The 12,597-nt window shown below is 59.9% G+C and carries 12 protein-coding genes; 3 read left to right on the top strand and 9 right to left on the bottom strand.

The genetic code is table 11. The annotated features are described in order from the left end of the window. Window positions 1-9: 9 nt before the first annotated feature. The 5 genes from AC5SEM_RS06985 to AC5SEM_RS06965 all read right to left on the bottom strand — a co-directional run bounded on the left by AC5SEM_RS06985 (window position 10) and on the right by AC5SEM_RS06965 (window position 3,913). Entirely contained in the window at window positions 10-636 is a 627-nt protein-coding gene (locus AC5SEM_RS06985) for an antibiotic biosynthesis monooxygenase (protein WP_495472468.1), read from the bottom strand. Then, the gene (locus AC5SEM_RS06980; RefSeq protein ID WP_495472467.1) at window positions 629-1,045 is read right to left on the bottom strand and encodes a DoxX family protein; all 417 of its coding nucleotides are present in this window, start codon (window positions 1,043-1,045) and stop codon (window positions 629-631) included. Before AC5SEM_RS06980 ends, AC5SEM_RS06985 begins: the two co-directional genes overlap by 8 nt. 214 nt (window positions 1,046-1,259) lie before the next feature. Next, a complete protein-coding gene (locus AC5SEM_RS06975) occupies window positions 1,260-1,619 on the bottom strand; it encodes a DUF6124 family protein (protein WP_016987821.1) in 360 nt (119 codons plus the stop codon). A 494-nt stretch (window positions 1,620-2,113) separates the two neighbouring features. Continuing rightward, window positions 2,114-2,473, bottom strand: a complete 360-nt coding sequence (locus AC5SEM_RS06970; RefSeq protein WP_331695360.1) for a DUF6124 family protein — start codon at window positions 2,471-2,473, stop codon at window positions 2,114-2,116. 516 nt (window positions 2,474-2,989) lie between these two features. Continuing rightward, window positions 2,990-3,913, bottom strand: a complete 924-nt coding sequence (locus AC5SEM_RS06965) for a LysR family transcriptional regulator (RefSeq protein ID WP_495472466.1) — start codon at window positions 3,911-3,913, stop codon at window positions 2,990-2,992. A 211-nt stretch (window positions 3,914-4,124) separates the two neighbouring features. Between AC5SEM_RS06965 and AC5SEM_RS06960 the strand changes: the two genes are divergently transcribed. Then, window positions 4,125-4,556: a helix-turn-helix domain-containing protein gene (locus AC5SEM_RS06960; RefSeq protein WP_116031109.1), complete on the top strand. Its 432-nt coding sequence runs from the start codon at window positions 4,125-4,127 to the stop codon at window positions 4,554-4,556. A 125-nt stretch (window positions 4,557-4,681) separates the two neighbouring features. Further along, window positions 4,682-7,570 (top strand): ATP-binding protein, encoded by a 2,889-nt coding sequence (locus tag AC5SEM_RS06955; protein ID WP_495472465.1) that lies wholly within the window; start codon window positions 4,682-4,684, stop codon window positions 7,568-7,570. Here AC5SEM_RS06955 and AC5SEM_RS06950 read toward each other — a convergent pair. Both AC5SEM_RS06950 and AC5SEM_RS06945 read right to left on the bottom strand, forming a co-directional pair. Next, entirely contained in the window at window positions 7,547-9,004 is a 1,458-nt protein-coding gene (locus tag AC5SEM_RS06950) for an ATP-binding protein (protein ID WP_495472464.1), read from the bottom strand. The genes AC5SEM_RS06955 and AC5SEM_RS06950 overlap by 24 nt on opposite strands. Window positions 9,005-9,094: 90 nt before the next feature. Beyond that, a complete protein-coding gene (locus AC5SEM_RS06945) occupies window positions 9,095-10,045 on the bottom strand; it encodes a GlxA family transcriptional regulator (protein ID WP_495472463.1) in 951 nt (316 codons plus the stop codon). A gap of 215 nt (window positions 10,046-10,260) precedes the next feature. Between AC5SEM_RS06945 and AC5SEM_RS06940 the strand changes: the two genes are divergently transcribed. Next, on the top strand, window positions 10,261-10,983 hold the full coding sequence (locus AC5SEM_RS06940) for a pirin family protein (RefSeq protein WP_137217189.1): 723 nt from the start codon (window positions 10,261-10,263) through the stop codon (window positions 10,981-10,983). A 48-nt stretch (window positions 10,984-11,031) separates the two neighbouring features. On the opposite strand, the gene AC5SEM_RS06935 is transcribed toward AC5SEM_RS06940, so the two are convergent. Further along, window positions 11,032-11,427 (bottom strand): hypothetical protein, encoded by a 396-nt coding sequence (locus AC5SEM_RS06935; protein WP_495472462.1) that lies wholly within the window; start codon window positions 11,425-11,427, stop codon window positions 11,032-11,034. Window positions 11,428-11,676: 249 nt separating this feature from the next. Then, on the bottom strand, window positions 11,677-12,552 hold the full coding sequence (locus tag AC5SEM_RS06930; RefSeq protein ID WP_495472461.1) for a LysR family transcriptional regulator: 876 nt from the start codon (window positions 12,550-12,552) through the stop codon (window positions 11,677-11,679). Window positions 12,553-12,597: the final 45 nt, after the last annotated feature.

The raw sequence follows: 12,597 nt of genomic DNA, 5'->3' as shown, positions 1-12,597 counted from the left end.
CTCGCGCGCTCAGCGTGGCGAGGTTTCTTGGGAGTCGAGGTGTTCATGGGCCTGGCTGGCTTCAAGCCACGGCGTAAACAAACGGGTAACCGGCGGCATCACCACGTACACCACCGACAGGACGATGGTCAGGGTGATCAGGAACGTGGCGACCACGTAATTGGAAAGCAGCGGATGCAGCGCCAGCAACGGCCCCCAGATCAGCGGCACGAGCAAGGTGTGCGGCAGAATCACCAGCAGCGTGACCACAGCCTGCTTCCAGCGCGGCGGTGGCGAAGCGGCGTCGGCCAGTGGCGTAAACCAGAACTCCTTGATCGGCGCGACTTCAGTCTGATCGCCGTCAGCCAGCATCGGCGCCGCTTCGGCGACCAGTGCCTGGCGCTGCGGCGACTCCAGCCAGCCTTGCATCGCTTCGGTGCTGCTGAAGCGCAGCACGCAGGTGTAGAAATCGAGACGGCCGCGCCTGCCACGCACCACGTCCACCCCCAAATGCCCCTCACGCTGCCCCGCCACGCGGACGATATTGCGCAGCCAGGCCTCGTATGCCGACTCGAAACCGGCCTTGACCCGGTGCTTGATGATCAGCGTGACCGTCTCATCGGCCCCCGGTGACTGTGGATTGAGGACTTCAGGCATAACGCAGCACTCCGGGCAAACGAACAGAAATCACCAGCCGTCCCGGCCCGGCGATCAACACAGTGGTAAACAGGATCAACAGCAACCAGCCGAACTGCCCCTCGGCCACACTCCATTGCGGATGCACGACCAGCAACGCCACCAGCAGCACAAAGAGAATAGGCACGCAGGCCAATCGCGCCAGTAACCCGGCGACGATCAGTAGCGGACAGAGCACTTCGGCGAAGATCGCCAGAATCAGGGTGAGGTGGGAACCGAGGTGAAACGGGTCTTCGATCAGCTGCAGTTGCGCGGTGAAGTCGAGCAGCTTGGGCAAGCCGTGGACCCACAGCAGAAACAACCCACCGCTGGCCCGCAGGAACAGCAAACCGATGTCGCGCGCCTGTTCATCCCGTTGAGAAACGTGCATGGACTCACCCGTGAATAATTATTGGGTGAATCATGCCGGGGTTGGTCGGGAGGAAATTGGATGGGTGTGCTCAGTTCCACGGTGTTCCGGGATTCGTGAAACACCGCACAACCCTGTGGGAGCGAGCCTGCTCGCGAAGGCGTCGGGTCAGTTGATAAATACTTTGAATGACACAGCGCTTTCGCGAGCAGGCTCGCTCCCACAGGGGGTGCGCTTAGGCCGGTGGCTCGAGGTTATCCAGCACCCGATTCACTGCCAGCTCACCGAGCATGATCAACTGCGCAATCCCCAACAACGCCCGGCGCTGCGGCGCGGGCAACAGGTGAGCGACGTCCTGGGCGATGGTTTTGGCCGAGGCGAGTGTTTCGCTGGCGTCGGTCAGCAGTTCTTCGGCTTTGGTGTCGGCGGTTACGGCATACATGCCGCGAGTTCTGCGTGGAGGTGGTGTGGAGCCGGGTGGAAGGAGGTAATGGTCGAGGGCGCGGTCGGCGGCTTCGTGGAGTTTTCTCGAATCGATGGATTCGTAGGGGGATGTGGGGTCGATGTCTGGTGGGTTGGGTGTAACTTTGAACATGGTGAATCTCCTGTCCTAGGTTAACCACCATGACCTGTCGCTAAACAAATAATGGTGGCAGCTGCACGCAGGTTAGCGAACCGGGAGGAACAGGAACCCGGCAGACCCGAAGGCCTCCCGCGCGCAGCCGCCATAACATCAATTGCAATAAGACAATCTGCAAAGACGTAGGGTGCACTGTGCGCCTGTATCCAATTCGGGTCGCTAAACCCGATCACTGAACTATTCAGCGACCACCAAACGATAGAGACCCGACCACAAGCGCACAAGCCGGCGGATTCTGGCGTAGCTGTAGGCAAAGGCGCAAGGTTGCGTAGCCTGAAAGAGTGTCTGAGGGTGTTGCTTAAACGGCGATGTTTAAACCACCGAAAATCTATGGATCGCACCGAGCCAATGTGGGAGCGAGCCTGCTCGCGAAGGCGTCGGGTCAGTTGATAAATACTTTGAATGACACAGCGCTTTCGCGAGCAGGCTCGCTCCCACAGGGGGTGCGCTTAGGCCGGTGGCTCGAGGTTATCCAGCACCCGATTCACTGCCAGCTCACCGAGCATGATCAACTGCGCAATCCCCAACAACGCCCGGCGCTGCGGCGCGGGCAACAGATGGGCTACGTCCTGGGCGATGGTCTTGGCCGAGGCGAGTGTTTCGCTGGCGTCGGTCAGCAGTTCTTCGTTTTTGGTGTCAGCGGTTACGGCGTACATGCCACGGGTTCTGCGTGGGGGTGGCGTGGAGCCGGGTGGAAGGAGGTAATGGTCGAGGGCGCGGTCGGCGGCTTCGTGGAGTTTTCGGGAATCGATGGATTCGTAGGGGGATGTGGGGGCGATGTCTGGCGGGTTGGGCGTGACTTTGAACATGGTGAATCTCCTTTTTAGAGCCGGGATCACCACGTCCTGTCGCTAAACAGGATGGGTGGCGACCGTATGCAGGTTAGCGAACCGGTAAAAAGGCAACCCGGTAGACCCGAAGGTCTCCCGCATACAGCCGCCATAGCGAAGTGCAGACGATAGCCTGCAACAAAGCATGGAGCGCTGATGCACTTTTTTTGGTCCGAGTCGCTAAACCCGATCGCTGAGTTTTCAGCGACCACCAAACGATAGAGACCCGACCACAAGCGCACAAGCCGGCGGATTCTGGCGTAGCTGTAGGCAAAGGCGCAAGGTTGCGTAGCCTGAAAGAGTGTCTGTGGGTGTTGCTTAAACGGCGATGTTTAAAGCACCGAAAATCTTTGGATCACACCGAGCCAATGTGGGAGCGAGCCTGCTCGCGAAGGCGTCGGGTCAGTTGATAAATGCTTTGAATGACACACCGCTTTCGCGAGCAGGCTCGCTCCCACAGGGGATTGGTGTTGTTTGTGAGATTTGCGCAGGGATTTAAATCGGCGGGATATCCAGCGGCGCCGCCATGAACTGACTGATCCGCGACCTGAGCCATTTCTCCGCCGGGTCGTTGTCATGCACCCCGCTCCAGGCCATCGACAATTGCGCCGCATCGATCGGGAACGGTGGATCTTCGGCGCGCAAGGCACACCCTTCCACCAGCGCGCACGCGGCGTAATCCGGCACGGTGGCGATCATCTCGGTGCCAGCGAGCAAGGCGCGCAGGCCGCTGAATTGCGGCACGCCCAACACCACGCGGCGGGTACGACCGACCTTGGCCAGGTCCATGTCGATATTGCCGCTCAGGTCGCCGGAGAACGACACCATCGCATGCGGACGCTCGCAGTATTCGTCGAGGGTCAGCGGGCCAGGGCGGTCGTCGCCGCGTAGAACCTTGCAGGGAATGTCGCGCAATGTCTTGCGCTTGGCGTTGGCCGGCAACTCAGTGGTGTAACTGACGCCAACAGAGATTTCTCCAGAGGCCAACAGTGCCGGCATCAACAAGTAATTGGCGCGGCGCACGACCACGACAATCCCCGGTGCCTCTTGTTGAAGCTGACGCAACAACGGCGGAAACAGTCCGAACTCAGCGTCGTCCGACAAACCGATACGAAACACATCGCAACTGCTCGCCGGTTCGAACTCCTTCGCCCGGCTGACCGCGCCAGAAATGACATCCATCGCCGGTTGCAGCTCTTTGAGAATCGCCAACGCCCGCGCGGTCGGCTCCATGCTGCGACCGTTGCGCAGCAGTAGCGGATCGTCGAACAGATCGCGCAAACGCCCCAACGCAGCGCTGACCGCCGGTTGCCCCATGAACAGTTTTTCGGCGACGCGGGTCAGGTTCTTTTCGAACATCAGCGCTTCGAAAATCACCAGCAGGTTCATGTCGACGCGACGCAGATCGTTACGGTTCATGGGCACAGATTCCTTTTAGCCAGTCAGACGCCAGTGCTGCGCACTTTACGCGATCAACGGGACTGTTAGCGCCGTTTCGCAGCGAAATTAACAACGATTAACTCGTCAGCCTCCAGCCCTCGGCCAACAATGAAACCCTCTGCGCAGCGTTGTTTTTTTGACCTGAGGGGATGCGCCGACCGTGCATTCCCCATCGACACGGACTTTGGCCATGGCTCACTCACAGCACAGCGTCGCCCTCGCCCCTGCCAACGCACCACGCAAAACCGGGATCGGCGGGCTCAGTCCGCAGCGCGAACGACAGGTCAAACAACTGATCCTCGAACGTCTGGGCGAAAGCCTCGAGGTCACCGAACTGGCCCGCGCCTGTTCGCTGTCACGCAGCCATTTTTCCCGCGCCTTCAAATGCAGCACCGGGTTGTCGCCGCAAGACTGGATTCGTACCCAGCGCATCGCACGGGCCAAGCTGCTGATCCAGCACACCGACCTGAGCCTGACGCAAATCAGCCTGGAATGCGGGTTCTGCGATCAAGCGCATTTCTGCCATATGTTCACCCGCAGCGAAGGCATCAATCCGTTTGCCTGGCGCTGCCAGATCATGCGGGAACCGAAAGCTCCTCGTTTACAACCTGCCGTGTTTTGAGCCCGGCAACCGTTGCACTGACGCTCAAACCTGAGGATTATGCCGGGACACCCCGGATTAGAAGGCCTGCGCATGCGCGCGGCACTACTCCGCTCTGTCCGCCGCAGCATCGCAGGAGTGAGCTGTTGAGTCTTTCGCCGAATCAGGCCCTCGGTTTTGGCCCCTATCGGATTCATCCCGGACAACGGCGGGTGCTCGAAGGCGAGCAGCCGTTACGTCTGGGCCGACGGGCGATGGACATCCTCCTGATTCTGCTGGCCCACGCCGGCGAAGTGGTGAGCAAGCAGCAATTGATGGCCGGAGTCTGGCCGGACAGCGTGGTCGAAGACATCAACTTGCGTGTGCACATGGCGGCACTGCGCAAAGCCCTCGGTGACGGTCAGGCCGGCCAGCGTTACATCATCACCGTGGCGCAACGGGGCTACAGTTTTGTCGCGCCAGTGTTGCTGGAATCCATGGAGGAGCGTCCTGTGGGCGATGTTGGCGGTCGGCACAACCTGCCCTTGCGGCGCACGCGGATGATCGGCCGCCAGCCACTGGTCGACAGCTTGATGACGCAGTTACCGCGTCAACGCTGCATCACCCTGGTCGGCCCCGGTGGGATCGGCAAAACCACGGTGGCCTTGCGTGTGGCCGAGCAGTTGATCGGGCATTACCGCGATGGCATTCGTCTGGTGGATCTGGCACCTCTGAGCGATCCCCGGCTGATCTGTTCACACCTGGCCGCCCTGCTTGATCTGGCGCTCCTCGAAGGCGACCCGCAGACAGCGCTGGTCAAAGGCCTGCAACAGCGCCAGATGCTGTTGCTGCTCGACAACTGCGAGCATTTGATTGATGCCATTGCGGCGCTCAGTGAAAGCATTCTGCGCGGAGCGCCGCACGTGCATATCCTCGCCACCAGCCGCGAAAGTCTGCGAGCCGAAGGTGAATACGTGCAGCGTCTGGACTCCCTCGAATACCCGCCGATGACGACGACGCTGAATCGTGAGCAAACGCTGAATTTTTCGGCGCTGCAATTGTTCGTCGAACGAGCGACGGCCACGCAGGAAAGCTTCGAGCTGAGCGATACCCAGTTGCCCCAAGCGATCGAGATCTGCCATCGGCTCGATGGCATTCCACTGGCGCTTGAGCTGGCAGCAGCGCAGGTCGCCGAACTGGGTCTGGACGGTCTGCTGAGCCAGTTACAGGGTCGCTTGCCGCCGTTGGCAGCGGGCAATCAAAACAGTCTTGAGCGCCACCTCACCCTGCGCGCCACGCTGGACTGGAGTTTCAATCTGCTCGACCGATGCGAACAAACCTGTCTGCGCCGCCTGGGCGTATTTCGCGGCGGTTTTACCCTGGAATCGGCGGCCGCCGTTATCGTCGGCCAACAAATCGACCCCAGCATGGTGTTTGTATCAATCACCCAACTGGTGGCCAAATCCCTGCTCAGCGTCGAAGTCGGTGACGAAGAGGTGTTCTATCGCCTGCTCGACACGACCCGCCGCTACGCCCTGGAAAAACTCGAGCACGCAGCTGAATGCGCGGAAACCCGTGAGCGCCATGCCGAACGTTGCCTCGCGTTGATGCAGCAGGCGCAAAACGATTGGGAAAACACGCCAACGCTATTGTGGATCGAGCGTTACGCACGAGGGCTGGAAGATCTGCGAGCAGCACTGGACTGGTGCCTGAACGGTATCGGCCCGGGTGGTTTGGGGATTCGCCTGACGGCAGCGTCGGCACCCTTGTGGCAAGAGTTGTCGCTGCTCAAGGAGTACGGCGGCTATGTCCGGCGAGCGCTGAGCCTGCTTGATGAACTCGGCGAACCCTGCCTGCGCCTGAAAGTTGCGCTGAAACTGGCCCTCGGCAGTGCCTGTTATCACACGTGGGGCGGTACTGCAGAGACCATCGAAGCGTTCGCCGATGCCCGCCGGTTGGCGCACGAAAACGATGACGTCGCCGGGCAACTGCGCGCGGTGTCCGGGCACATGGCGGTCAATCTCAGCTGCGGCCACTACCGCATGGCGCTGGCACAGAGTGAGCACTTCGACCGGCTCGGTCTGCACGGCGACCCGTTGTTGTCACTGAGTACCCACCGCTTGCGCGTATTGGCCCTGCATTATGCCGGCGACCAATTGCAGGCGCGCATTCATGCCGAGCAGGTGCTTCAGTGCATGGCGCAGAGCGGCCATGTCAACCGCTTCACTCACGGTTTTGGCGTGCAATACGACCAGAGTGTCGCGTCACTGACGGTGCTGGCGCGTGTACTGTGGATGCAGGGACTGCCGGAGCAAGCGTGGCGCACGGCGCGGCAGGCGCTGGACATCGCCGTACAGATCGACCATGGCACTTCGATTTGCTACACCCTGGCGCTGGCCAGTTGCCTGATCGCCCATTACAACGGCGATCAGCAAAACGCCCGGGCGCTGTTGCAGTTGCTGCTCGAACAGTCGCAGAAACATTCGGTGCTGCTGTTCAACACCTGGGCGCGGCACTATGCGCAAGTGATCGACACGCAAACCAGCATGCCCGTGCCGAAGGACAGCAGTGGGCTGATTCGGGAAATCATGGTCACGCTGGATGGCAGTTTTGTGGATGACGCGCTGGTTGAGCGGGCGTTGAGTGGGGATGCGGGGTGGAGCACGGCGGAGATTTTGCGGGCTCGGGCGAATGCGTTATTGAATGGTGAGATGGGTTGTCTGGGCGGGCCTCTTCGCGAGCAGGCTCGCTCCCACATGGGGTCTGAGCACACCCAAAATCTCTGTGGGAGCGAGCCTGCTCGCGAAGGGGCCATTCAGGAAGCCGAAGCACTCCTGCAACAATCCCTGACCATCGCTCGCAACCAAGGCGCGCTCGCCTGGGAACTGCGCAGTGCCACGTCACTGGCGAAACTCTGGCAGCGCCAGTCGCGCTATCGCGAGGCGCTGGATTTGCTCAGCCCGATCTATCAACGCTTCACCGAAGGCTACGCGACCCCGGACTTGCGCAAGGTGCGCTTGCTGATCGACGAACTACGCGAGCACGTGCACGTCTGAAGCCTGGCGAGTCCGGTTGATGTAACGCATATGCCGGCGTTCAAGCTCAATCCCTTCACCGCTGCGCTCCAGTTGCTCGCGGGCATAGCAGCGGGTGGTGTTGAGCATCCGGTATCGACCTGCACTGCCGCCCCGCTCCACCGTCAACAATGACTTTTGCGCCAGGCCGTCGATAATCGCGGCAAGCCTCTGCGGAGCCAGGTTCGGACAACTGATCACCGCCAGCGCCGCCTCCAGCGTAAACGCCATTTTGAACACCGATAAACGCTGCAGCACGATTTGTTCCTGCTCACTCAAGCGTTGATAGCTCCAGTCGAGTGCCGCCTGCATGGATTGGTGCCGCGACACTGCGGTGCGCCGGCCATGGCTGAGCACTTGCAGGCCGTTGGCTATTTGCGCCTGTAAGCCGACCAACGCCAGTGCATCGATCTGCGCCGCCGCCAGTTCGATCGCCAGCGGTAAACCGTCGAGTTGGCGACAGATCTCGACCACGACTTTGACGTCCTGCTCGCGCAGGCTGAAATCATGCTGGCGCGCCCGGGCACGACTGACGAACAACTGCACCGCAGAATGGCCCATGGCTTCAGGGAGGCAATCGCCTGCCGAGCGTTTTGGCAGGGTCAGCGGTGGCACGCATTTATGGGTTTCCAGACTGACCTGCAAGGCCTCGCGGCTGGTGGCGAGAATCGACAGTCGGGGAGCTGCCTCGAGCAACGTTTCAACCGCTGCTCTGCAAGCGTCGCTGCGGTGGTCACAGTTATCCAGCAGCAGCAACGCATGGCGGGTCGACAGTCCGGGCAAGTCGCTTTCGAGGGTGCGCAGCACATGATTGAGCAGCGGTGTGTCGTCGTCGATCAAACCAAGATCAATCTGCCACACGCCATCTCTGTAGTACTGCAACAGCAATTCCGCGACCCGCAACGCGACAGTGGATTTACCCACCCCGGCCGCTCCCGTGAGAGTCATCAGCCGACACAGCGGCATTTGTCGCACCAACCCGCCAACCAGCGAGTCGCGACCGGTGACGGAGGTCAGTCGCGCCGGCAAATTATGCTGGGGCGTTTGCAAGTTCTCGAAGACCACTTGCGCAACGCTGTCGCAACGCACCGGGGCGATAAAGCTGTAACCGCATTGCGGCACGTTGACGATGTAGCGCTGACCGTTTTCACCGTCACCCAAGGCCCGCCGAAGCGCAGCGATGTGTACGCGCAGGTTGATCTCCTCGACCACCGACGTGGGCCATACCAGAGCGATCAATTGCTCCTTCCTGACCACTCGACCGGCACGCTCGACCAGCACTTGCAGAATGTCCAGCGCACGCCCGCCCATGCGCAAGGGCCGATCTCCATCGAGTATCAGCCGTTGGCGCAGGTGGAAGGCGTAAGGGCCGAAATGCAGCACCGACGCCGTGTTCAAATCAATGAGGCTATCCATGCCAACCATCTTGGCAGCCTCAGATGACGCGACAACCGCTACACGGGGCGCAACACGGACATCCGGGTGCGCCAGACGGACACCAGCGCTCTAGCTGAACTGTTCGCGGTATTGCGCCGGGGTCAGGCCGAGCTTTTCAGCGAACAGCGAACGCATGTGCCGCACACTGCCGAAGCCACTTTTGTAAGCCACGGTTTTCAGCGGCAGATCGCTGGTTTCCAGCAGATTGCGCGCGCAGTCGATGCGCGCACTTTGCAGAAATTCCATCGGCGTCATGTTGATGTCGCGGGCAAACACCCGTGCAAAGTGCCGCGCACTCATGTTGGCGATGGCGGCCATGCGCTCGACCGTGAAGGCTTCGTCGAGATGTTCCAGTACGTAGCTTTGCGCGCGGGTAATCGGTGTTTCCTGCGGTGCCACAGCGGCCATCAGCGGACTGAACTGCGCCTGCCCGCCCTGCCGTTTCATCACCACCAGCAGGACTTTGGCGACATCCTGGGCGAGTTTCTTCCCGTGATCGCGGGCGATCACGGCCAGCGCCATATCGATCCCGGCTGTGACGCCGCCCGAGGTGATCAGATTGCGATCTTCGACATAGATCTGATCCGTGGTGACATGGGCTTTCGGAAAGCCCTTGATCAGGCGCTCGGTGTAGTTCCAGTGGGTGGTCACCCGATAACCGTCAAGCAATCCGGCATGGCCTAGTACAAAGGCGCCGGTGCAGATCGAACCGTAATACTCGACGCGCTGGACCGCGCCCTTGAGCCACGCGAACAGCGCCGGAAATTGTTGGTTGTAGGCACCCGGGCCGCCCGGTACCAACAGCAGATCATAATGTTCGGTGTTGTCATCGATGGTCGCGTCGGCATGCACCAACACGCCATTGGATGCCCGAAGTGGGCCACGTTCAGTGCCAAGCGTGATCAATTGATAATGCGCTTCGGCTTTCAGGTAGCGATTGGCAACCGAAAAAACCTCCAATGGCCCGGCCATGTCGAGCAGAAGAAAGTCGGGGAACAGCACCATTGCCACGGTTTTCATGGGCAGACATCACTTAGATCAGAGAGACATGATACAGACCAGACATTATGGCCAACTGTAGCCGTTTGAGCGCAAAAGTTTTGTGTGACGGCTATCGCAAAACTGTCAACCTGAAAGGGACAGTCTTTCAATTCTCATCTACTTATTGCGTCGATCAGTAAACAGTAACCTTCTCCTCACTCGGACGAATTCACGTCCCGCAAGGAGATTTCATCATGCTGACCCTTCGCAAAGCCTCCGATCGTGGCCTCGCCAATCATGGCTGGTTGAAGTCCTTTCACACCTTTTCCTTTGCCAGCTATCGCGACCCTCGCGAACAGGGTTTTTCCGACCTGCTGGTGATCAACGATGACCGAGTTGCCGCCGGTAAAGGCTTCGGCCAGCACCCGCATCGCGACATGGAGATTTTTTCCTACGTGCTGGAAGGTGCGCTGGAACACAAGGACACGCTGGGCACCGGTTCAGTCATCCGCCCGGGTGATGTGCAATTGATGAGCGCTGGCAGTGGCGTGGCACACAGTGAGTTCAACCATTCGGCGAGCAAACCGGTGCACTTCCTGCAGATCTGGATCGTGCCGGACGTCAGCGGCGCCAAACCGCGCTATCAACAGGAGCATTTCAGCGCCGAGAAAAAACGCGGTCGCCTGCAGTTGATCATTTCGCCGGACGGCAAGCACGGCTCGCTCAAGGTGCGTCAGGATGCACGGGTCTTCGCCGGGTTGTTCGACGGCAAGGAAAGCGCCACGCTGGAACTGGCGGCCAACCGCTATGCCTATGTGCATGTGGCGCGCGGCAGTGTTGAGCTCAACGGCCAGCCATTGCAGGAAGGTGACGGCGTACGGGTTCGCGAAGAACAGTTGCTGACTTTGAGCAACGGTGTCGATGCCGAAGTGCTGGTATTCGACCTGCGGCCGCAGGAATTGCCAGAGATGCCATAACGCTGCGTTTCAACGCCCACAAAAACGGCCTTCTTTGAAGGCCGTTTTCTATTGTGCTGATTCGGGTGCTTGTTGCGAAGCAGGTCTTGGTGCGCCTATATCCTTACCTACCTGGATCGCAGCGAGTGTCGTCTGCAAGGTGGTTAACACCGCTGCCTGATTGGCAAAGTGCGCCCCCACAACGACGGTGATCATTCCGAGGAAATGGACGGCTGTCGTCGCCCAGTAATGCGCCTTCACTGTCGAGGCTTGTTTGATGGCTTCTTTTGACTCTTCGGCGATTTTTTGTACGCCGTCCCACATCAAATCGTACCGTTTGTCCCTCTCCGCCTGAGTCAAAAGATAAGCATCGATTTTTGCCGACACACCCTCGAACCGAGCATCCATCCTCGTCTCAATGGTCTCGATCCTGGCATTGAACTCTTCACGGCTTATAGCGTTCATGGTTTGAGTATTCCGACCTTTACTCGATAGGTCACTGATTGGATTTTGACTGAATTCCGTGGTTCTCAATTCGGCACCTTCCTGGGTTTACCAATACCTTCCCTGGTATCAACATCAGTGCGAGCCCTACGCCCCTCACCGACATGCCGAAACAATAGGCCCCATTCAACAGGCTCACAAGCCGGGAGATTCTGCCTCTGGTGTAGGCCGTTTCGTCAGAGGTTGTAGCCCTGCCAAAACAGCCTCTACCTACTCATTCTCCGACGCGAACACGTCGACAATCTGCTCAATCACCGCCCTCACCCGCGCGGTATGGCGCAGGTCCGCATGGGTTACCAGCCATACCTCATACGGGAGCGGCGTAGTGCGCTCCGACCAGAGCCTGATCAAGCCATCGCGCTCGCCCATGTACACCGGGATTTCTCCTACACCCAACCCTGCTGCAATCGAACGACGGACGAGCAAACTGGAACTGAGGCTGGCGACGATCCGACCGCGACTCAACGGCTCCGACACCAGGGTCAGGTCCTTTTTGCTTTGCAGATACGGTTGATAGACCACCAGATCATGCCCTTCGAACGCCGTGTCCGGCTGCGGCACGCCATTGGCGTCTATATAGGCTTGAGAGGCGAACAGCCCCACTGGCCATCGGGCAATGCGCCGGGCGATCAGGTCAGGATTGTCCGGCCGGGTGTTGCGCACGGCGATATCCGCCTCGCGCTTGGCCAGGCTGAGGATCTGCGTGGACGCGTCCAGTTGCACGTGCACGTCCGGGTGCTGCTCGTGCAAGCGGGCAATGGCCGGGATCAGAAAGTCGATCGCCAGCGAATCCGTAGTACTGACGCGTACCGTGCCGGTCAGGCGATCGTCCAGGCCTTGAATCTGCCGCTCCAGCTCCAGCGCCGAATGCTCCATTTTCTCAACGCTTTTAAGCGCTGCTTCGCCGACCGCCGTCAACGCGTACCCATCAGAGGTACGCAGGAACAACGTCGCGCTCAGGGACTTTTCCAGCGCCGTGATCCGTCGCCCGACAGTGGCCTGATCCACCCCCAAAACCCGTGCAGCGCCACGTAGCGTCGACTCGCGGCAAACGGCGAGAAATACCCGTGCGTCATCCCAATTCATGCTGCCTCCGTATGATGCAAATACGCATCAGCGCGCCGCTTAATC

It is taken from the genome of Pseudomonas sp. CH61 (genome assembly GCF_059429415.1).
Note: the sequence above shows the minus strand (reverse complement) of the source record. Positions and strands in the feature narration are given on the sequence as shown.